This is a genomic window from Leucobacter holotrichiae (genome assembly GCF_055791005.1).
Genome location: NZ_JBVUAC010000003.1, coordinates 124,096 through 143,638, shown reverse-complemented (window position 1 = coordinate 143,638; position 19,543 = coordinate 124,096). Strand labels below are relative to the sequence as shown.

The 19,543-nt window shown below is 70.5% G+C and carries 19 protein-coding genes; 8 read left to right on the top strand and 11 right to left on the bottom strand.

Annotated elements, in window-relative coordinates:
• Positions 1–133 precede the first annotated feature (133 nt).
• Positions 134–850, top strand: a complete 717-nt coding sequence (locus AC0KXF_RS06005) for a TetR/AcrR family transcriptional regulator (RefSeq protein ID WP_473108302.1) — start codon at positions 134–136, stop codon at positions 848–850.
• A 48-nt stretch (positions 851–898) separates the two neighbouring features.
• A complete protein-coding gene (locus AC0KXF_RS06000; protein WP_473108301.1) occupies positions 899–2,239 on the top strand; it encodes a M20/M25/M40 family metallo-hydrolase in 1,341 nt (446 codons plus the stop codon).
• 229 nt (positions 2,240–2,468) lie between these two features.
• On the opposite strand, the gene AC0KXF_RS05995 is transcribed toward AC0KXF_RS06000, so the two are convergent.
• Positions 2,469–3,635, bottom strand: a complete 1,167-nt coding sequence (locus tag AC0KXF_RS05995) for a PucR family transcriptional regulator (RefSeq protein ID WP_473108300.1) — start codon at positions 3,633–3,635, stop codon at positions 2,469–2,471.
• A gap of 158 nt (positions 3,636–3,793) precedes the next feature.
• Here AC0KXF_RS05995 and AC0KXF_RS05990 point away from each other — a divergent pair, with 158 nt between their 5' ends.
• The 4 genes from AC0KXF_RS05990 to AC0KXF_RS05975 all read left to right on the top strand — a co-directional run bounded on the left by AC0KXF_RS05990 (position 3,794) and on the right by AC0KXF_RS05975 (position 9,827).
• Positions 3,794–5,125, top strand: a complete 1,332-nt coding sequence (locus tag AC0KXF_RS05990; protein WP_473108299.1) for an MFS transporter — start codon at positions 3,794–3,796, stop codon at positions 5,123–5,125.
• Between the two features lie 73 nt (positions 5,126–5,198).
• Entirely contained in the window at positions 5,199–6,854 is a 1,656-nt protein-coding gene (locus AC0KXF_RS05985; protein WP_473108298.1) for a thiamine pyrophosphate-dependent enzyme, read from the top strand.
• A 35-nt stretch (positions 6,855–6,889) separates the two neighbouring features.
• Positions 6,890–8,539: an amidohydrolase gene (locus tag AC0KXF_RS05980; protein WP_473108297.1), complete on the top strand. Its 1,650-nt coding sequence runs from the start codon at positions 6,890–6,892 to the stop codon at positions 8,537–8,539.
• A gap of 28 nt (positions 8,540–8,567) precedes the next feature.
• Entirely contained in the window at positions 8,568–9,827 is a 1,260-nt protein-coding gene (locus AC0KXF_RS05975) for a M20 family metallo-hydrolase (protein ID WP_473108296.1), read from the top strand.
• Between the two features lie 189 nt (positions 9,828–10,016).
• On the opposite strand, the gene AC0KXF_RS05970 is transcribed toward AC0KXF_RS05975, so the two are convergent.
• Positions 10,017–10,430: a TFIIB-type zinc ribbon-containing protein gene (locus AC0KXF_RS05970; protein ID WP_473108295.1), complete on the bottom strand. Its 414-nt coding sequence runs from the start codon at positions 10,428–10,430 to the stop codon at positions 10,017–10,019.
• 122 nt (positions 10,431–10,552) lie between these two features.
• Between AC0KXF_RS05970 and AC0KXF_RS05965 the strand changes: the two genes are divergently transcribed.
• Positions 10,553–10,942: a TIGR02611 family protein gene (locus tag AC0KXF_RS05965; RefSeq protein ID WP_255572560.1), complete on the top strand. Its 390-nt coding sequence runs from the start codon at positions 10,553–10,555 to the stop codon at positions 10,940–10,942.
• Here AC0KXF_RS05965 and AC0KXF_RS05960 read toward each other — a convergent pair.
• The 3 genes from AC0KXF_RS05960 to upp form a co-directional block, all read right to left on the bottom strand.
• On the bottom strand, positions 10,935–11,573 hold the full coding sequence (locus AC0KXF_RS05960; RefSeq protein WP_473108294.1) for a magnetosome magnetite crystal formation protein family: 639 nt from the start codon (positions 11,571–11,573) through the stop codon (positions 10,935–10,937). The two genes, AC0KXF_RS05965 and AC0KXF_RS05960, sit on opposite strands and share 8 nt — an antisense overlap.
• A 125-nt stretch (positions 11,574–11,698) precedes the next feature.
• Complete coding sequence (locus tag AC0KXF_RS05955; protein WP_223042532.1) at positions 11,699–12,415, bottom strand: winged helix-turn-helix domain-containing protein; 717 nt, start codon at positions 12,413–12,415, stop codon at positions 11,699–11,701.
• 378 nt (positions 12,416–12,793) lie between these two features.
• A complete protein-coding gene (gene upp, locus AC0KXF_RS05950) occupies positions 12,794–13,432 on the bottom strand; it encodes a uracil phosphoribosyltransferase (protein WP_473108293.1) in 639 nt (212 codons plus the stop codon).
• Between the two features lie 56 nt (positions 13,433–13,488).
• On the opposite strand from upp, the gene AC0KXF_RS05945 reads away from it, so the two are divergent.
• The gene (locus AC0KXF_RS05945; protein WP_223045240.1) at positions 13,489–13,923 is read left to right on the top strand and encodes a nucleoside deaminase; all 435 of its coding nucleotides are present in this window, start codon (positions 13,489–13,491) and stop codon (positions 13,921–13,923) included.
• An 81-nt stretch (positions 13,924–14,004) separates the two neighbouring features.
• On the opposite strand, the gene AC0KXF_RS05940 is transcribed toward AC0KXF_RS05945, so the two are convergent.
• The 6 genes from AC0KXF_RS05940 to AC0KXF_RS05915 all read right to left on the bottom strand — a co-directional run bounded on the left by AC0KXF_RS05940 (position 14,005) and on the right by AC0KXF_RS05915 (position 19,498).
• A complete protein-coding gene (locus tag AC0KXF_RS05940; RefSeq protein ID WP_223042530.1) occupies positions 14,005–15,075 on the bottom strand; it encodes an ABC transporter ATP-binding protein in 1,071 nt (356 codons plus the stop codon).
• A gap of 1 nt (position 15,076) precedes the next feature.
• A complete protein-coding gene (locus tag AC0KXF_RS05935) occupies positions 15,077–15,967 on the bottom strand; it encodes an ABC transporter permease (RefSeq protein ID WP_255572559.1) in 891 nt (296 codons plus the stop codon).
• Positions 15,964–16,812 (bottom strand): ABC transporter permease, encoded by an 849-nt coding sequence (locus tag AC0KXF_RS05930; protein WP_473108292.1) that lies wholly within the window; start codon positions 16,810–16,812, stop codon positions 15,964–15,966. The genes AC0KXF_RS05935 and AC0KXF_RS05930 overlap by 4 nt, the downstream gene beginning before the upstream one ends.
• A gap of 65 nt (positions 16,813–16,877) precedes the next feature.
• Positions 16,878–18,020 carry an ABC transporter substrate-binding protein gene (locus AC0KXF_RS05925; protein ID WP_473108291.1) on the bottom strand — a complete coding sequence of 381 codons (1,143 nt, stop codon included), beginning with the start codon at positions 18,018–18,020 and terminating at the stop codon, positions 16,878–16,880.
• A 153-nt stretch (positions 18,021–18,173) separates the two neighbouring features.
• Entirely contained in the window at positions 18,174–18,476 is a 303-nt protein-coding gene (locus tag AC0KXF_RS05920) for a hypothetical protein (protein WP_128387588.1), read from the bottom strand.
• Positions 18,477–18,529: 53 nt separating this feature from the next.
• Positions 18,530–19,498, bottom strand: a complete 969-nt coding sequence (locus AC0KXF_RS05915; protein ID WP_223042527.1) for an AraC-like ligand-binding domain-containing protein — start codon at positions 19,496–19,498, stop codon at positions 18,530–18,532.
• Positions 19,499–19,543: the final 45 nt, after the last annotated feature.

Sequence of the window (19,543 nt, the reverse complement as noted above, 5' to 3'; positions counted from 1 at the left end):
TCGATCCGTGGTGCAACACTAGGCAGTGCGCAATGGGTATGTCAACTATATTGACAATCTAATTGACAAAGTGTGAACGGAGTGTCGCCGACGCCTACACTGGGGTGAGGAAGTCGGAACGACGGGAGTTCAGATGGTGGAGGCCGCGACGGAGCAGGCCGGCGCGCGACGCGTGCGGCTCGATCAGCGCACGATCGTCGATGCGATGCTGCAGCTCGCGCGAGATGAGCCGCACACGAGGATCACCTTCAAGCGCCTCGGAGAGGCACTGGGCGTCGACGCGACGGCGATGTACCGCCATTTCCGCAACAAGGACGAGCTCACGCGCGCCGCGCTCGACCGCATCACCGGCTGGGCGACCGACACCGGGCGGGAGAGTTCGGGCACCTGGCGCGAGCGGCTCGAGGCGCACCTCATGCGCACCGCCGAGCTCGCGCTCGAGTACCCCTCCATCGGCGCCGAGGGCGCGGTGATCGACCCCGTCGGCCCGGGCGACACCTCCGCGGTCGAGTTCATGCTCGAGATGCTCGCGGAGAGCGGCCTGCGCGACGAGGCTCTGCTGCAGGCCTACGCGGCGGTCTCGGGCTTCACGCTCTCTCAGAGCGCCGCGCTCGCGCACGACGTGCTGCGCAATCCCGAGGCGGCGCGCGACGGATCAGAGCCCTGGATCAGCACATTCGGATCCATCAACCTCTCCGAGTACCCGCTCGTGAACCGGCACCGCGATGCGCTGCTCGCGATGGACGGCATGACCGTCTTCCGTGCCGGCATCGCCGCGATCCTCGACGCCGTCGAGCTCGCGGCGGGCCGGACTCCTGATCCGCATCAACCCGCAGCACCCCGGGGATAGGCTAGGAGGGGTCGAGGCCGGACCCTCGACGCGAGCGGAGGTGCGACGGTGTCGGAGGAGCGGGTCGACGGCGGGGCCGAAGAGGCCATCGAGCTGCTGCGCGAGCTGATCCGGGAGGGGTGCGTCAACGACGGCACGCCCTCCTCCGGCCAGGAGATCCGCAGCGTACGGGTGCTGCAGCGCTTCCTCGCCGAGGCGATCGCCCTGGGCCGCGTCGAGACCCACGTCTTCGAGTCCGCGCCCGGTCGCGCCTCGCTCGTGGCCCGCGTGCACGGCACCGATCCCGAGGCTCCCGCGCTCGGTCTGCTCGGCCACCTCGACGTGGTGCCGGTGGACCCCGACGGCTGGACCCGCAATCCGTTCGGCGGCGAGCTCATCGACGGCGAGGTGTGGGGGCGCGGCGCCGTCGACATGCTCTACCTCACCGCGGCCTTCGCGTGCGTGCTGCGCGAGGTCGCGCTCGCCCCGGTGCCTCCGCGCGGCGATCTGGTGCTGATGGCCGTCGCCGACGAGGAGGCCGGCAGCGAGCTGGGCATGCACTGGCTCGTGCGCGAGCACCCCGAGGCGGTGCGCGTCACCGAGGCGATCTCCGAGTCGGGCGGTATGCGCATGGGGCAGCACGTCGCGATCGAGGTGGCCGAGAAGGGCTCGGCCGGTCGGCGCCTCGTGGTGCAGGGCAAACCCGGGCACGCCTCGATCCCCTATGGTGCGACGAGCGCCGCCTACCGCATGGGGGAGGTGCTGCAGCGGCTGCAGGACGTGATGCCCGCCGCGCAGCTCGGGGAGCTGTGGAACGCGTTCGTCGACGCCCGTATCGAGGATCCGGTTCTCGCCGAGCGGCTGCGCGATCCGGTGCGCCTCGATTCCGCGCTGCCGCACCTCGGGGGCATCGCGGGGTACGCGCACGCGGTCTCGCGGATCACGATCTCCCCGACGGTGGTGCGCGCCGGGGCCGTGCACAACGTCATTCCCGGGTCGGCCTCGATCGACCTCGACATCCGCACCCTGCCGGGCACCACCGATGAAGAGGTCGACGAGCTGCTCGCCGCCGTGCTGGGTCCGCTCGTGGATGAGGTTGAGATCCGGCACCTGCGGGGATGGGCGGCGACGGGATCGCGATCCGACACCCCGCTCTTCGCGGCCATCAAGCGCGCGATCGCCGAGGTCGCCGACGCCCCGACGGTGCCGATCATGGCGGCGGGGGGATCGGATGCCCGGGTGCTGCGCGAGCTCGGGATCCCCGCCTACGGCTTCGGGCTGCTCGCCCCCGACTGGAGCTACGAGCGCTACCGGGAGGGCGTGCACGGCAACGACGAGCGCATCGACGTCGAGTCGATCGAGCTGTCGATGGCGGCGCTGCGGAGCATCGTGGCGGACAGGATCCGCTAGCGCTGCGCTTCTTCCTCATTCCTGCGCCCGCCCCTACTCCTGCTCCCGCGCCTATTCCTGCGCCCGCCCTCACTCCTGCTCCCGCCCTCACTCCTGCTCCCGCCCCCAGGGAGGAGATCACGTTTCAGGCGGGTGCAGGCCCCGGAGAACCACCCGCCTGAAACACGATCTCCTCCCTGAGGGCGGGCCGTGTCAGGCGCAACTGCGCGCAGCTCCGCACGGACTGTCCTCACGCCCACCCGACGACGAGGCGCGCGGCCTGCTCAGGGATCGTGGGATCCACGCCCGTCAGCTCCGCGAAGCGACGCAGCCGATTCGCGAGGGTGTTGCGGTGGCAGAACAGCTCGGCCGCGGAGGCGCCGATGCTGCCCGTGCGCAGGTAGCTGCGGGCGGCCTCCTCGAGACGCGTGCGCTCCGCCGCTCCGCTCTGCGCGAGCGCGCTCTGCACGTCGGCGAGCACGGGGCGGCCGGCGGCGTGCAGGCTCCGCGCTGCGAGTCTGGCCCAGCCGCGCCCCCAGGTCATCGCCCCCTCCTCGCCCGGCTCGAAGAGGTGGGCCAGCTCCCTGGCCGTGGCGGCCGACCGGCGCAGTTCGGCGATCCCCGAGACCGCCACCACCACGCCGATGCGCAGTTCGAGCAGGCGCTCCACCAGCGTCTCTATGCGCGAGCCGGGGAGCTCGACCTGGCGGGTGAACGCGATGAGCGCGTCGCCCAGGTGATGGGTGTGCACCCGTGTGCCGGCGCGCTCCAGCTCTGAGACCGCCACCCGCATCGGCGCGATGTCGTCGGTGGCCGCGGCGAGGACGACGAGCGGGGCGCCGTAGGGGAGGCCGAGTTCCGTCGCGACGGTGCGGATGTGCCGTTCCGCGGGCTGCGGCTCCTGGAAGAGCGAGGCGATGAGCCCCTGCCGCACCGAGGCCTGCTCCTCGCGCATGCGCTCGCGCTCGGCGACGTAGGCCCGCTGGGTCTGGCCTACGTACTCGTCCACGGTGCGCAGCACGATGCCGGTGTGGCGCACGATGAGTTCGGCGTCGTCCGTCTCGGCCACGCGGGTCAGCGCTTCCCACAGCACGGTGAAGTCGTGCCGGATCGCGGTCATGAGCGAGGGGAGGGGGACCCCGGCCCGTGCGCGTGAGACTCCGACGTCGGTGGCGATGCCGATCGGGCCGTCGAAGCCGCCCGCTCGCAGACCCTCGATGAGGGTGAGGAAGGAGAGGAGAGCGGTGCGTCGCAGCTCGGCGCCCGGGATCGGCGCTGGATCGTAGCCCGGGACGGCCGCGACCAGCGAGAGGAAGGTGTCTGTGAGCGCCTTCGGGTCGAGCCGGTCGAGCAGTTCGAGCCAGCGCGTTCGGTCGCCGGGGTCTGGGGTGTCGCTCAGTGGATGGATCGGGGCCATACACGTATGGTATGTGCATATGCATAATTCGTAACGTGATTTCAGTGGCGATACGTGCCGACAACAGGGCGAAATACCTGGGATTCTGGGAAACGGTGTCACTGCAGCCGCGATGGCACACCCCGCACCCACATCCGCATCCTCGACGGAGAGAGAGCATGAGCCAGACAACGAACACAGCGGCGATCGAATACGACGCCACCCAAGAACTGAGCGTCAAAGACGCGAACAAGGTCGCCCTCGGTGCGCTGATCGGCACCGCGCTCGAGTGGTACGACTTCTTCCTCTTCAGCGCCGCGGCGGCGCTGGTCTTCAACGTCCAGTACTTCACGAGCGAGAATGCGACGGCGGCCGCGCTCGCATCCTTCGCCACTTTCGGCGTCGGCCTCGCGGCCCGCCCCATCGGCGGCATCATCTTCGGTCGCATGGGCGACCGCATCGGTCGCCGCAAGGTGCTCATGATCACGATCGTCGGCATCGGCCTCGTGACCGGCCTGATCGGCATGCTGCCGACCTACGCCGCGATCGGCATCGCCGCGCCGGTGCTGCTTGTGCTGCTGCGTGTGCTGCAGGGCCTCTTCGTCGGCGGCGAGTGGTCGGGGGCCATGACCATCGTGGTCGAGAACGCGCCGCTGCACCTCCGCGCCCGCTACGCGGCGATCCCGCAGATCGGCTCGCCCATCGGCACGATCCTGTCGTCGGGCGGCTTCTTCATCATGACGCTACTCTTCTCGCAGCAGAACTTCGACGCTTGGGGCTGGCGCATCCCGTTCCTCATCGCGCTGCCGCTGCTGCTCGTGGCGGTCTACATCCGGTCGAAGCTGGAGGAGTCTCCGGTGTTCCGTCAGCTCGAGGAGTCGGGGGAGGTCGTCAAGAGCCCGGTGCTCACCACCTTCCGCGACAGCTGGAAGCAGATCATCGTGGGTATGGCCGCGGCCCTGCTCGGCGTGGGCGGCTTCTACCTCGTGACCGCCTTCTGCGTCTGGTACGGCGTGAACGTATTGGGCTATGACTCCTCCCTCATGCTGCTCGGCAGCATGGTCGCGGCAGCGGTCGAGATCTTCGTACTGCTCTGGGGCGGCATCCTGGGGGCGAAGTACGGTGCGAGCCGCGTGATCCTGTGGGGCGGCATCCTCTCCGCCGTCGTCGCGGTGCCCGCCTTCCTCATGCTCTCGTCGGGCAACGCCGTGCTCGTGGTGCTCGCGATGACGCTCGCCGTCTCCGCGCTCTCGCTGCCCTACGCCGCCTCGGGCACGGTGCTCACGGGCCTCTTCCCCGCGAAGACCCGTTACACCGGCGTGGGGCTCGCGCAGAACGCCGCGGGCATGCTCTCGGGCTTCATCCCGCTGCTCGCGACCGGCTTCGTCGCCTCGGCCGGCGATCACTGGTGGCCCGCTGCCGCGATGCTCGCCTTCCTGTCGTTGTTCACCGCCGTCGCCGGTGCCCTCGCGCCGCGCCTGAGCGTGAACCTGCCCGGTTTCAAGCACTAGAGGGTCGCGCCGCGAAGCTCCCGGCGCGGTCCCTCCACTCCTTCTCCCCGCATCCATCCGAAAGGATCGACCCATGTCACAGTCCGCCGGCCACCTGATCGTCCGCACGCTCGAGGCGCACGGCGTGGAGCGCGTCTACGCCGTGCCCGGCGAGAGCTACCTCGACGTGCTCGACGGGCTGCACGACTCCTCCATCGAGACCGTCGTATGCCGGCACGAGGGCGGCGCCGGTTTCATGGCGCTCGCAGAGGGTCGGCTCACGGGCCGACCGGGAATCGCGATGGTCACCCGCGGGCCCGGAGCGGCGAACGCCATGATCTCGATCCACACTGCGTGGCAGGATGCGACGGCCCTCGTGCTGTTCGTGGGGCTCATCCCCGTGGCGGATCGTGAGCGCGAGTCGTTCCAGGAGTTCGACCTCGCGGGATGGTTCGGATCGACCGCGAAGCGGGTCATCACGATCGACGACCCGGCCCGTGCCGGCGAGCTGACCGATGAGGCGATGCGGATCGCCGCCGCCGGTCGGCCGGGTCCCGTCGTCGTCGGGCTGCCCGAGGATCTCCTGGTCGAGGTCACCGATGCTTGCGTGACGGGCCCCACCGCTGCGCCCGTGCTCGCGCTGAACTCGGACGAGATCTCCGCGCTGGTGGAGCGGATCGCGCGTGCTGAGCGCCCCGCGATCGTGGTCGGCGGCGACGGCTGGCATTCAGGCTGCGGGGCGGAGCTCGCGGCCTTCGCCGAGGCGGCGGGAGTGCCCGTGTTCGCCGATTGGCGCGCGTACGACGCGGTGCCGCACGACAGCGGCGCGTGGGCCGGCTGGCTCGGGTATGGGCGGGCCGACGCGGTGGCCGCGGGGTACGCGCGGGCCGACCTGCTCGTGTTCGTCGGCTGCGCCCGAACCGACGTGCTCAGCGACGGCTACACGCTCGGATTCGAGGCCGAGACCGTGCTCGTCACCGCCGATGCCGAGGGCAAGGCTCACGCGGGCCGGATCGATCAGCAGATCGTCGCAACACCGCGGGCGTTCGTGAGCGCGCTCGCCGCCGTCGATCCCGATCTGGCGCGCGGGGATCGCGACGACTCCTGGCGCGGGGAGCGCGCAGCCGCCCAGACTCGTTTCGCGACGCATCGATCCGACGCCTCGGTGCCCGGAGCCCTCGCCGATGCCGGTGTCGACCTCGGCGTCGCGTTCGCCGCACTCGACGACCGCCTGCGGGGCGAGGCGATCCTCACCTTCGGTGCGGGCAACGCTACGATCTGGGCGCATCGCTTTGTGCGGCACCTTGCGCCGGCGAGCCTCGTGGGTGCCCGCAATGGCGCGATGGGTCTCGCGGTACCGGCGGCCGTCGCCGCCTCGCTCGCGTTCCCCGACCGGCGCGCGGTCGCGGTGTGCGGCGACGGCGACTTCCTCATGAACGGCCAGGAGGTCGCCACAGCCTTCGCGCACGGGTCGAAGCCGCTCGTGATCGTCGTCGACAACGGCATCTACGGCACGATCGTGCAGCACCAGCAGAAGCACTACCCCGGCCGCCCTTCCGGTACCCGCATGGCGAACCCCGACTTCAAGGCGTGGATGGAATCGTTCGGCGGACACGGCGAGCGGGTCGAGACCACCGAGGAGTTCGCCCCCGCCCTCGACCGGGCGCTCGCCGTGGACGGCCCGGCGCTGATCCACGTGCTCATCAGCAGCGAGGTCATGCCGCCCGCCCCCGACGAGATCGCCGCCTGAGCGATCCGCGACCACGACCGAGAAGGAGCAGCACCATGAAGCTCGACCTGATCCTCACCGCGGGTGAGATCCTCACGATGGATCCGGCACGCCCCACCGCGCGCACCGTCGGCGTGATCGGCGGCCGCATCGTCGGCTTCGACGAGCAGATCGCCGGGCTCGAGGTGGATCGCACGCTCGACTTCGGTGACGCCGTCGTCACGCCCGGTCTCATCGACGCCCACTGCCACACCGCCTGGTGGGGGCTCGGTCTCGCCTCGATCGACCTCAGCCGTGCCCGCGGCCTCGATGAGCTCTACGCGCTGGTCGAGGCCGAGGTCGTCCGCCTCGACGCGGCCGGTGATCCCGACGCCTGGGTGCACGGCACCGGCTTCAACCAGGCGCACCACGGCGGCGCCTTCCCCGACATCGCCAGACTCGACGAGATCACGGGCGAGCGCCCGCTCTACCTGCGCCACACCTCGGGTCATGCCTCGATCACCAACACCGCCACGCTGCGGCTCGTCGGCGCCATGGATCCCGGCTTCGAGAATCCCGTCGGCGGGGTCGTGGTGCGCGACGCCGACGGCACGCCGAACGGACTCGTCGAGGAGGCGGCACAGGGGCTCGTGCAGGCGCTGCTGCTGCCCTACTCGACCGAGCGGCTCGTCGAGGCGCTCGAGGCGGCCACCTCGCGCTACGCCGCAGAGGGGATCACGAGCTTCACCGAGGCGGGTGTGGGCGGGGGATGGATCGGCCACAGCCCCGTCGAGGTCGCCGCTTACCAGGCCGCGGCCGAGCGGGGGCGCCTGCACGCCCGAGCGCAGCTCATGCCCGCCATCGACGCGCTGCGCCCCCTCGAGGGGCACGCCGCCGACTTCCACGGCGAGGGTCGCGGCCGCGGGCTCGACCTGGGCATCCGCTACGGCTTCGGCGACGACGCCGTGCGATTCGGGCACGTCAAGGTATTCCTCGACGGCTCCCTGCTCGGCGCCACGGCCGCCGTCACCGAGGATTTCTGCGGCCACGACCACAGCCGCGGCTACCTGCTCGACGAACCCGAGACCTACCGCGAGCGCGCGCTCGGCGCCTACCGCGCCGGCTGGCCGCTCGCGATGCACGCCATCGGAGACGCGGCGATCGATCTCGCCCTCGACCTCATCGAGGAGGCGCAGGATCGCTACGGCCGCCTCGCCGCACCGTGCCGCATCGAGCACTTCGGCATCGCGCGCTCCGACCAGCTCGAGCGCGCCGGGAGGCTCCGGATCGCGGTGACGCCCCAGGCCGGCTTCATCGGCCCCATCGGCGACCAGATGGCGGATCGCGTCGGCCCCGAGCGCGCTGACTGGCTCTACCGCGGCCGCTCGGTGGTCGACGCCGGGGTTCTGCTCGCCGGATCCTCCGACCTGCCCGTCGCCGACAACAACCTGCGCCGCGGCATGCAGTCGGCCGTCGACCGCCGCACCGACGGCGGTGCGGTGCTCGGAGCCTCCGAGGCGCTGACGCCCGAGGAGGCACTGCGCACCCACACCGAGTGGGCCGCCCGCGCCACCGGCCAGATAGCCGACAAGGGTACGCTCGAGCGCGGCAAGCTCGCCGACTTCACCGTGTTCTCGGCCTCGCCGCTCACCGCACCGAGCATCGCCGAGCTCGAGGTGGTCGCCACCGTGCTCGGCGGCGAGCTCAGCTACGACTCGCGATCCTGATCCCCATCCCGCACCGAGAGGACGAAACATGACCGAGCAGAACTCCCCGCAGGCGGAGGCGTTTCTCGCCGACTGGGCCGTGCACTCGCGCTTCGGCGCGGTCGAGGGCACGAACGGCGTCGAGCGGCAGGCCGCGAGCGAGGCCGACGGGCAGCAGCGGAAGTGGTTCGCGAGGCTGCTCGAATCGCACGGCTTCACGGTGCAGCGCGACGCGATCGGCAACCAGTTCGGGCTGCTCGAGCTCGTGCCCGGCGCGCCCTACGTGCTCACCGGCTCGCACATGGATTCGCAGCCGACCGCCGGGCGCTTCGACGGGGCCTACGGCGTCATGGCTGCGGCGCACGCGTGCTTCCGCGTCGCCGAGGAGCTGCGGGCCCACCCCTCGAAGGCGCGCTTCAACCTCGCAGTGGTGAACTGGTTCAACGAGGAGGGATCCCGCTTCAAGCCCTCCATGATGGGCAGCTCGGTGTTCACGGGCAAGATGCCGCTCATGGACGCGCTCGCGACGCCTGACCCTCGTGGAACTACCGTCAAGGACGCGCTCGACGCGATCGGCGAGCGCGGCGGATTCGAGGGGCCCGATGTGGCGTCGTACGCCGAGATCCACGTGCAGCAGGGGCGCAGCATGGAGGAGGACGGCGTGACCATCGGCCTCGTGAACGCCACCTGGGGAGCGCGCAAGTTCGAGTTCAAGATCACGGGCGAGCAGGCGCACAGCGGATCGACGCTCATGTCCGACCGTCGAGACGCCCTGCTCGGCGCCGCGCGACTCATCGTCGCTGCGCGCGAGCTCGTCGACGAGTTCGAACCGGGAGCGCTGCACACGGCCTGCGGCGAGATCAACGTCTACCCGAACTCGCCCGTCGTGGTGGCGAGCGAGGTGCAGCTGCTGTTCGACCTGCGCTCGCCGAGCAGCGAGGTGCTGAGCGCCGCCTACGCGAGGGTCATGGAGACCGTGGAGCGGGTGAAGCGCGAGGATCGCGTGGAGATCGAGATCGTGGCCGAGCACAGCTGGGATCAGAACCCCTACCCCGAGCACGGCCTGGAGCTGGCCCGCGAGGTCGCCGAGGAACTGGGCCTCACCAGCGACCGGGTGATGACGGTGGCCGGCCACGACTCCACCAATATGAAGGACACGGTGCCCACCGTGATGCTCTTCGTGCCGAGCGTCGACGGCATCTCGCACAACCTCAAGGAGTTCACCCGCGACGAGGACCTCGTGGCGGGCGTCGACCACCTGACCGGCGTGGTGCGCCGCCTCGCGCAGGGGGCGCTCGCCGGGGAGTAGCAGTCTTGCTCTGCTAGCCCTGCTAGTCCTGCTTGCTCTGCTAGCCCTGCCTGCCTGCCTGCTCCGGCCTTGCAGTCCCATCTGGGCCCGCCGCCCAGGGAGGAGATCGCGTTTCAGGCGGTGGATCCGCCCTGGAACCCACCCGCCCGAAACGCGATCTCCTCCCTGGGCGGCGGCGCGAGCCCGCGCTCAGTCGAAGAGATCGTCGAGGAAGTCGAAGGGCCTCTTCTTGCGCGCTCGGGGATCGCGGCGGCGGTTGTAGCCGCGGTTGTCGTAGCCGCGGTCGCCGTAGTAGGGATCGCGCGGGCCGTCATGGCGGCGATCCTCGTACCGCGGCTCGTCGTACCTGGGCGCGGCCTGCGGGTAGGCCGGGGGCTGCGAAGGCTGCGGATAGGACGGCTGCTGCGGCGCCTCCGTGGGAGGGGCAACCGAGGGCGGTGCCTGCGATGATGGGATCGCGTCAGCCTCGGCATGTGCGCGTTCGAGGATCTTGTCGAGCTCACCGCGGTCGAGCCAGACTCCCCGGCACTGCGGGCAGTAGTCGATCTCGATGCCCTGGCGCTCGCTCATGAGCAGGGTGGTTCCGTCACTGGGGCAGTTCATGCTCCGACAGTACCGCCGCGCCGCTGGTGGACGGGGTCACTCGGGGCGACTCGCGGCGGATTCGGAGGTGCGAGACGCGACCTCTCAAGCCGAATGCCAGCCCGAACCCGTATTCTCTCCGTATGTCCGACCCCTACGCCGGCGATGCGGAGCGCGTCCATCGACTGAGCAAGCGCTTCGGACGCTTCATGGAGCGCTGGCGCGCCGCGATCCGTCGACGCCCCTGGCTGAACACGACCTACAAGGTCGTCGTCACCGTGCTGGGCGTGCTCGTGGTGATCGTCGGGCTGATCCTCGTTCCCCTACCCGGTCCGGGCTGGCTCATCGTCTTCATCGGGCTCACGATCCTGGGCACCGAGTACCACTGGGCGCGCCGCCTGCTCGGGTGGCTGCGGAAGGTGCTCGCCCGATTCTGGGAGCGCTGGAACATGTGGAGGGCGGCCCGTCGGGCTCGCAAGGCCGAAGCCGGCGAATCCGACGAACCGCCCTCCGGGGCGTCACCGCTTACTTGACGAACGGGATGTTGAAGATGAATCCGGGCTGCTCGCCGCGGCGGTACGCCTCGGGGGCCTTCGCCGCAGCGATGATGTGGAAGATGAAGGTGACGATCTGGGCGATCCAGATGAGCGGCACCAGGATCAGGTTCAGGTAGGGAATGAAACCGGCGATGACGATGATCACGTAGAGGCCCGTCCGCACCAGCGAGAAGTTGAGGTTGTCGCGGTGGAAGGCGTACGACTGCGGATTGCCCTTGTCCTTCTCGATGAGGTAGAAGATCAGCGCGGGCACCCAGACGAAGAACACCGACAGCCAGTAGTTCAGCGTGATGTTGCTCACGGGATCGGCGACGGGCTGCTGGTACCCGGCCTGCTGATAGCCCCCCGGAGGCACCTGGCCGCCCGCCGGAGGCTGGTAACCCGGCTGCTGCGGAGGCGCCTGGTAATCGGGGGCCACCGGAGGAGCGTACTGAGGCGGGGGCTGCGGGGCGTCGTACTGAGGCTGCGCGGGCGGAGTCTGGGGATCAGGATTCTCAGGAGCCGTGGGGGCTGCGGGCGGCTCGTTCGGAGCGCCGGTCGGCGGGATGCTGGTGGGCTGGCCGCCGGTCGGCCGTTCGCCCTGGCCTTCGGGAGGAAGCGTTGACATATCGGTGTCTCCTTCGAAACTTCGTGTGAAAACGACGTTACCGCAGGCCGGGACCCGCCGGAAGCTACGGACGTCTCGGTTTACCGATCCGCTCGTCGTCGATCTGCTCGGTGCGCAGGTGACTCTCAGAATACATCGGGGCTCGGGGCCGCGGTGTGCAGGATCGAGACGTCGGCGTGCCGGTCGAAGCGGTAGCCCGTGCCGCGCACGGTGCGCACGATGTCCTGGTACTGGGCGAGTTTCACGCGCAGGCGCCGCACGTGCACGTCGATGGTGCGCTCGCTCGGCACCTCGTCGGCGGGCGCATCGCCCCACAGGCCGGTGATGAGCTCCTCGCGGCTGATGGTGCGGCCCTCGCGCAGTACGAGGTACTGCAGCAGCTCGAACTCCCGGAACGTGAGCGCCGCCGCAACATTGTCGAGCAGCACGCGCTTGCGGGAGAGATCGAGCACGACGCCGCCGGCGACGCGATCCTCGGTTTCGGCCTCGTGCTGCTTCTGGCGCGCGTGCGCGGCGGGATCGCCGAGGGCGAGGCGCACCACGTCGACGTCGCGGCCGCCGGTGCCCTCGGGGGCGAGCGCCACAGCAGCGTATGTCTCGGCAGCGGGTGACAGCTGGGCGACGAGCTGCTTGATGCGGGTGACGATCTCGCCGAGTCGGGGGTCGCCGTCGGCGATCTTGTCGTCGGCGAGTCCGACGTAGAGGGCGAAGCCTCGCACCTCGGTGCCCTCGGGCACGTTGCGCTCGGGGGCCGCCTGCGCGGGCAGATCGGCGGCGAGGTCGGGGCGGACCGAGCGGAGGGTCTGGGCGGAGCGGGGGGCCTGTGCGGTGGTGGCGTTCATGGTGATGTCCTTCGAAGCTGTCGTGCCGCGTGCCTGAGTTCGGCGGGTACTGCGGCGGGTGCGGGCAGAGCCGCGGGTGCGATGCTGCGAGCCGGGCGAGAAGGGCACGGTGCTCGCGGGGTGCGAATCGAGCTGCGGATCCGGGATCGGCGGCGCTCAGCGATTCACGCGGGTGCCGAGTCTGCAGACTCGACGGGGCGAACGAGGTTCAGAAGTCGTTCACATGCACATTCGACAGCGCATGACACCGTGACCGGCCATCATCATGCCGGTCTGCCCAAAGTTCACCTCGAAGGCGGACTGGGTGCGAATGGTCTCATGCATAACGCACAGTTAAGCAAAGCATTGCGGGCCGTGTCAAGCGGCGGATCGGCCGCGTCAGCGGTCGACGGTGCCGTACAGGCGGTCGCCCGCGTCGCCCAGGCCGGGCGTGATGAACGCCTCGTCGGTGAGCCCGTCGTCGAGTGCGCCCAGCACGAGCGTCACCTTGCGATCGCCGGCCGCCTTGCGGATCACCTCGACGCCCTCGGGTGTGCCGAGCACGCAGATCGCGGTGACGTCGTCAGCGCCTCGCGCGAACAGGAACTCGATGGCCGCGGCGAGCGACCCGCCGGTCGCGAGCATGGGGTCGAGCACGAAGCACTGGCGACCCGCGAGCGAGTCGGGCAGACGCTCGGCGTAGGTGGTGGGCTCGAGCGTCTGCTCGTCGCGCACCATGCCGAGGAAACCCACCTCGGCGGTGGGCACGAGCTTCACCATGCCCTCGAGCATGCCGAGACCGGCCCGCAGGATCGGCACGATGAGCGGCAGCGGCTCGCTGAGGCGCACCCCGGTGGTGGGGGAGACGGGCGTGACGATCCCGTGCGGCTCGACGCGCACCTCGCGGGTGGCCTCGTAGGCGAGCAGCGTCATGAGCTCCTCGATGAGCAGCCGGAACGTGGGCTGCGGCGTGTTCTCGTCGCGCAGCACCGTCAGCTTGTGGGTGATCAGCGGATGATCCGCAACGAAGACTCGCATGCGCCTATCCTATTGCCGTGCCCCCCTTCCCTCCATCGCCAGGCGACCTCGCCGCGATGGACCTCGCGCTCGCGGAGGCGCGCCGCGCCGCTGGTGAGGGGGAGATCCCCGTGGGCGCGGTGCTGCTGGGGCCGCAGGGCTCGCTGCTCGGCACGGGCCGCAACGCGCGCGAGGGCGATCCGGATCCGACGGGCCACGCCGAGGTCATCGCCATCCGCGAGGCGGCGCGGGCCCTCGGCGACCGGGTGCTCGACGACTGCACGCTCGTGGTCACCCTGGAGCCGTGCGCGATGTGCGCGGGGGCGATCCTCGCCGCGCGCCTGCCGCGGGTCGTGTTCGGCGCGTGGGACGAGAAGGCCGGGGCCGCGGGCAGCGTCTACGACCTGCTGCGCGACGGCCGCCTGCCGCACCCGGTGCCCGAGGTGGTGTCCGGGGTGCGCGCCGAGCAGAGCACCGCGCTGCTGCGAGAGTTCTTCGAGCAGCGTCGGTGAGGGCTCCGACTCCGGTGCGACCGCGGCGTTCCGAGGCCGCACCGGAGCCGGATCCCTCACCGCGGGCGCGCGGCGCGTCGATCAGCTCCGCGGCGCCACCGTCACGGGCTCCGCGGCGAACGACACCCGCACGCGGTCGCCCGCCCCGTAGGCCGCCTCGGCGCTGTGCTGCACCGCGAGCGTGTCGCCGTCTGCGAACTGCACGATGGTGCGTCGGATCGGCCCGAGGAATCCGCTCGACACCACCACTGCGTCGAGCTGCCCCGCGCCCCGCTGGGAGCCGGCCCCGAGCCGCACGTGCTCCGGGCGCACGTAGACCCGAACCTCGGCGCCGCCGGTCGCGGGCGGCGCCACGACGGGGAGTTCGGCGCCGCGCACGATTACCCGATCGCCCTCGAGTCGGCCGTCGACCCGGTTCGAGAGCCCCACGAAGTCGGCCACGAAGGGCGACGCGGGGCGGCGGTAGAGCTCTTCGGGCGTGCCGAGCTGCGCGATCCGGCCGCCCTCCATCACGGCGACCCGGTCCGAGACGGCGAGCGCCTCCTCCTGATCGTGGGTGACGAACACGGTCGTGATGCCGAGCTCGGTCTGGATGAGCCGGATCTGCTCGCGCAGCCGTACGCGCACCTTGGCGTCGAGCGCCGAGAGCGGCTCGTCGAGCAGCAGGGCTCGCGGCCGGGTGACGAGGGCGCGGGCGAGCGCCACGCGCTGCTGCTGGCCGCCCGACAGCTCGTGCGGAAAGCGCTCGGCGAGGTGCGAGAGGCCCACGATGTCGAGCATGTCGGCGCTGCGCGCCGCCCGCTCGGCCCTCGGCACGCGCCGCATCTCGAGGCCGAACTCGACGTTGCGCGCCACCGTGAGGTGGGGGAAGAGCGAGTACTGCTGGAAGACCATGCCGATGTCGCGGCGGTTCACTGGCACCCCCGTGACGTCGTCGCCGCCGATGAGCACGCGGCCGCCCGAGACGGGCTCGAGCCCGGCGATGCAGCGCAGCGCGGTCGTCTTGCCGCAGCCCGAGGGGCCGAGCAGGCAGATCAGCTCTCCGGGGGCGAGCTCGAGGTCGACGCCGTGCAGCACCGTGGTGGAGCCGTAGGACTTGGCGACCCGCTCCAGGCGGACCGAGGAACCGGTGGTCGAGGGATCGGTGGACACGTCAGGACTCCTTGGCGGTGGCGGAAACGGGGGCGGGCGCGGCCGGGGCGCCGGGTGCGGCGAGCGCGCCCGCGACGGGGCCGCCGACGCGTCGCGCGCCTCGCCGCTTCGCCGATCCGGTGCTGCTCACCGCGAGCAGCACGGCGAAGGCGCCGATGAGCGAGAGCAGCGAGACGATGACGGCCGCGAACGGGTCGGACTTCGACACCTGCAGCAGCGCGACCTGCAGGGTCGTGCGGTTGAGCAGCGACGAGACGGTGAACTCGCCGAGCACGATCGCGATGGTAAGCAGCGAGGCGGCGAGCAGGCCTCGCCGCACGCCCGGCGCGATGACCCGCACGAGCACGGTGCCCCAGCCCGCGCCGAGCGACCGGGCGGCCTCGGCGCGGGTGCGGGCGTCCATGCCCTGCAGATCGGCCACGATGGCGCGGTACGCGAACGGCAGCACGAGCACGCCGTAGGCGAGTCCGAGCGTCCAGGCCCCCGACCCGAACAGCTGCCCGATCACCCGGTAGACGGGTGCGAAGCCCACCACGAGCACGATCGCGGGGATCGCGATCGGCAGCACGGTGAGCAGGTCGAGCCCGCGCTCGAGGCGCGGGAAGCGCAGGTGCACCAGCACGATCGTGGGGAAGAACAGCACGAGCACGATCGCGAGTGCGATGGCCGCGAGCGCGAAGGAGTTGCCGATGCCCTGGAACAGCGTGCGGTACCTGCGCGCGTTCTCGGGATCGAACAGCGCCGCCCAGTGCTCGAGGCCGTAGCCGCCGGCGGTCTGCCGCAGTGTGAACTCGAGCATGGCGACCAGCGGGATCAGGAAGAGGCCGCCGACGACCGCGACGACGATGCGGGCGGCGACGGGCGAGGGGCGCCCGGTCACTCGCGCGCTCATCGCTGCCACCTCGCGGCGCGCGCCATGAGCCGCCCGTAGACGAGCATCACCGCGGTCATCACGACGATCATGCCGAGCGCGAGGGCGCCCGCCGTGCTCGCGCTGCTGCCGCCGGTCTCGCCGATGAGGGCGGCGCGGATCTGCAGCGGCACGATCTGCGAGCCCTGGCTGATGAGCGCCGCCGCGGTCGCGTACGACGAGAACGCGTTGGCGAACAGCAGCAGCAGCGAGCCGAGGAACGCGGGCGCGAGCATCGGCAGGCCGACCCGCAGCCAGTACGCGCCGCTCGACCCGCCCAGCGTGGCGACCGCCTCTGCCCAGCCCGGCCGCAGCGCGCTGACGGCGGGCAGGAAGGTGATGACCATGAGGGGCACCTGGAAGTAGAGATAGGGCAGGATGAGGCCGGGCAGCTCGTAGAGCCAGACGCCGCCCGAATAGATGTCGACCCCGCCCCGCTCGCGCAGCACCACCGTGACGATGCCTTGGATGCCGATGGTCGCGATGAACGCGAAGGCGAGCATGACACCGCCGAACTGCGCCAGCACGGAGCTGGCCGAGTCGACGACCCGGCGCAGCGGCCCCGTCTCGGGCAGAGCCGCGAGGGCCCAGCAGAGCACCGCTCCCACCACCGCGCCGATGGCGGCGGTGAGGGCGCTCACCCAGACGCTGGCGCCGAACGCCTCGAGCGTGGCGGGGGCGAGCAGCGCGCCCAGGTTGTCGAGGGTGAACCCCTCGTCGTCGAAGAACCCGCTGCCGATGGCGAGCAGCGTGGGCACGGCGAGGAACAGCAGCACGTAGGCCGCAAACGGGGCGAGCCCGAGTGCCGGGAGGATGCGCGACTTCATGAGGGAAGCGGAGCGGCGCCCCGCGCGACCCGGCTCGACCGGGAGGCGCGAGGCGCCGCGAGCCGTCACTTGATCGTCGCGGCCCAGCGCTCGGCGAGCACCTCGTTCGCGGCCTCGGTCTGCGCCTGGTCGGGCGAGATCCAGTCGTCGCCCTCCGTTCCGAACGTCGCTGCCTCGATGACACCCTCATCGGCGGCGCCCGAGGCCTTCAGGGCGTCGACGCGCACGGGCACGGCGTTCCCCTCGAGGAACAGGGCCTGCGCCTCGTCCGAGAAGATCCACTCCTGCCAGAGGCGGGCGGCCGCCGGGTGCGGGGCGTCGGCATTGATGGCCTCGTTGTAGAAGCTGACGTACGCGGCGCCGGGGATGACCGTGGTCTTCCAGCTCGGCTTGTCGGCCGCGGCGGCGACGTTGTTGAACGACCAGTCGAACACGGCCGGGGTCTCGCCCGACGCGATGGTCGCGGGCGTGGGGTCGAGGGTGAGGAAGTTGCCCGCTCCGCGCAGCTGACCCACGAAGTCGATGCCGGGGCCGAAGTCGTCGACGCCGCCGCCGTTCAGCGCCGCGATCCAGCCCACCGCGGCGAACGCCGCACCGGCCTGCGTCGGGTCGCCGTTCAGCGCGACCGCACCGCGGTAGTCGTCGCTCAGCAGATCGTCGAGCGAGGTGGGCTCGGGCAGCTTGTCGCTGTCGTAGCCGATCGACATGACGCCCGAGTAGTTGTTCACCCAGAGCCCTTCGGGGTGCTTGTTCTCGTCGGGGATGTCATCCCAGGTCTCGACCTTGTAAGGCGCGAACTTGTCGGTGTTCTCGAGCGCGACGGCCGCGCCGAGGTCGAAGACGTCGGGGGCGGTGTCCTGGCCCTTGAGATTCTCGGCGGCCTGGATTTCCTCGGCGCTCGACGCGTCGGGCGACGCGGAGTTGACCGCGATGCCGTACTCCTCCTCGAAGCCGGCGATGATCGCGCCGTAGTTGGCCCAGTCCTCGGGCAGCGCGATCACGTTGAGCTCGCCCTCGGCTTGAGCGGCCTCGACGAGCGCGTCGAAGCCGCCGAGATCGGCGGCGCTGGTGGCGGTCGAGGCATCGACGACGCTCCCAGAAGCGGTGTCGTCGCCGTCGCCGTTCGAGGAGCAGGCCGCGAGGGTGCCGCCCAGCAGGAGGGCGGTGGTGACCAGAGCTGCGGAGCGCAGGAGTGCGCGAGAATTCACGTGGATTCCCTTTCGTGACGTGGGTGCGGATCGCCGGGCCGGCGCTCGCGGCACCGCCCGGGGCGGTGCCGATCCGACACCACGCTAGGGAGCGCGGATGTCCTCCTGGGGCTCGGCGCGTGACGCGCCGGTGAACTCTCGGTGCCCGACGGGTCAGTCGTACGACAGCGTGACGATGGAGCTGGTCGACGGCGTCGCCGCGTTCGGGTCGAGGTAGACGTCGGGCTCGAGGTAGATCACGGCGACCTCGGCGACCGCGGCCTGCACCCGGCGCTTGGCCTGGTGCAGCACGAACGAGACCTCGCGCATCGTGAGATCGGGATCGAGGTCCACCTTCGCCGCGACCATGAGTTCGCCGTCGACCTCTCCGAGGTCGAGGCTGATCACCCGGGAGATCCTCGCGCCGTCCAGCAGCGCCTCTTCGATGTGTGCCCGGTGCTCGCTACTCGCGGTCATCTCGATCCCTTCGTCGCTTGCCCACATTCTACGGGGGAGGCGTCCGGATCGGGTCATAGAAGCGGGACTGCGCGGAGATGCGCGAGTCGGTGCTCGCGCGGCGTGCGACCGTAGGTCGACTTGAAGAGCTTGCTGAAGTGACTGAGGTCGATGAAGCCCGCGGCCTGCGCGATCTGCAGCACTGTGCGTTCCCGCAGGGCGGAGTCCTCGAGATCGATCCGGCAGCGTTCGAGACGCCGGGATCGGATGTAGCCGGAGACGGTGAGGCCCTCTTCCTGGAACAGGTACTGCAGCTGGCGGGTGGAGATGAAGTGACTCTTGGCGATCGCATCGATGGTGAGGCCGGGATCGGTGAGGTGCGCGTCGATGTACCTGCGCACCGATTCGAAGGCCACTCCGTGCTCGTCTTCGGATGCTCTCGATTGGATCTCGGCGGAGAGGAGCGCTGTGATCAGCTCGAAGGCGCTGTGCATGATGCGCGAGCCGTTCACCCCCTCGAGGTGATCGAGGTTCTCGGCCATGTGCTGCATGAACGGGCAGATCACCCTGCCGATCCCGCTGTCGCCCGCCAGTCGCGCCGCGGTCACCGTGTGCACCATGCTCGCCGACAGCCCGAGCATGGAGTGGGGGAAGAGCATGACGAGCGAGCGCATCGGACCGTCGTACTCCAGCGTGTAGGGGCGGGAGGTGTCGTAGATCGCCGCGTCCCCCGGGCTCAGGTGAGCGCTGCGCCCGTCCTGCATGACGAGCCCCGTCCCCTCGAGCTGCATGCTCAGCTTGAGGTGGTCGTTCTTATCCCGGCGGATCGCGTTCGAGAGGCGGTGAACGCTGTGCGGAGAGGCTGCGATATCGGTGATGCAGATCCCGCCGATCGTGCGGGTGCGGATCGTGCCCGAGAAGGTCTCCGGCGACTTCGTCGAGAGCGCGAGGGGAACGAACCGATTGCCGACGAGTCGTACCCAATCATCGAAGCCCACCGAGTCGTGAGACTCCATCGAGTATTGCGGATCGTGCGCCGACATCGGCTTGCCTCCCTGTCAGATGAACATCCTCGTCCGCCTTAAGAG

Coding starts and splice junctions, on each gene's coding strand:
- AC0KXF_RS05980 (WP_473108297.1), top strand. CDS start 6,890: ATGAAGCTCGACCTGATCCTCACCGCGGGTGAGATCCTCACGATGGAT.
- AC0KXF_RS05935 (WP_255572559.1), bottom strand. CDS start 15,967: ATGAGCGCGCGAGTGACCGGGCGCCCCTCGCCCGTCGCCGCCCGCATC.
- AC0KXF_RS05920 (WP_128387588.1), bottom strand. CDS start 18,476: ATGACCGCGAGTAGCGAGCACCGGGCACACATCGAAGAGGCGCTGCTG.
- AC0KXF_RS05955 (WP_223042532.1), bottom strand. CDS start 12,415: ATGAACGCCACCACCGCACAGGCCCCCCGCTCCGCCCAGACCCTCCGC.
- upp (WP_473108293.1), bottom strand. CDS start 13,432: ATGCGAGTCTTCGTTGCGGATCATCCGCTGATCACCCACAAGCTGACG.
- AC0KXF_RS05975 (WP_473108296.1), top strand. CDS start 8,568: ATGACCGAGCAGAACTCCCCGCAGGCGGAGGCGTTTCTCGCCGACTGG.
- AC0KXF_RS05960 (WP_473108294.1), bottom strand. CDS start 11,573: ATGTCAACGCTTCCTCCCGAAGGCCAGGGCGAACGGCCGACCGGCGGC.
- AC0KXF_RS05995 (WP_473108300.1), bottom strand. CDS start 3,635: ATGGCCCCGATCCATCCACTGAGCGACACCCCAGACCCCGGCGACCGA.
- AC0KXF_RS05915 (WP_223042527.1), bottom strand. CDS start 19,498: ATGTCGGCGCACGATCCGCAATACTCGATGGAGTCTCACGACTCGGTG.
- AC0KXF_RS05945 (WP_223045240.1), top strand. CDS start 13,489: ATGGACCTCGCGCTCGCGGAGGCGCGCCGCGCCGCTGGTGAGGGGGAG.
- AC0KXF_RS05930 (WP_473108292.1), bottom strand. CDS start 16,812: ATGAAGTCGCGCATCCTCCCGGCACTCGGGCTCGCCCCGTTTGCGGCC.
- AC0KXF_RS05985 (WP_473108298.1), top strand. CDS start 5,199: ATGTCACAGTCCGCCGGCCACCTGATCGTCCGCACGCTCGAGGCGCAC.
- AC0KXF_RS05970 (WP_473108295.1), bottom strand. CDS start 10,430: ATGAACTGCCCCAGTGACGGAACCACCCTGCTCATGAGCGAGCGCCAG.
- AC0KXF_RS05965 (WP_255572560.1), top strand. CDS start 10,553: ATGTCCGACCCCTACGCCGGCGATGCGGAGCGCGTCCATCGACTGAGC.
- AC0KXF_RS05990 (WP_473108299.1), top strand. CDS start 3,794: ATGAGCCAGACAACGAACACAGCGGCGATCGAATACGACGCCACCCAA.
- AC0KXF_RS06005 (WP_473108302.1), top strand. CDS start 134: ATGGTGGAGGCCGCGACGGAGCAGGCCGGCGCGCGACGCGTGCGGCTC.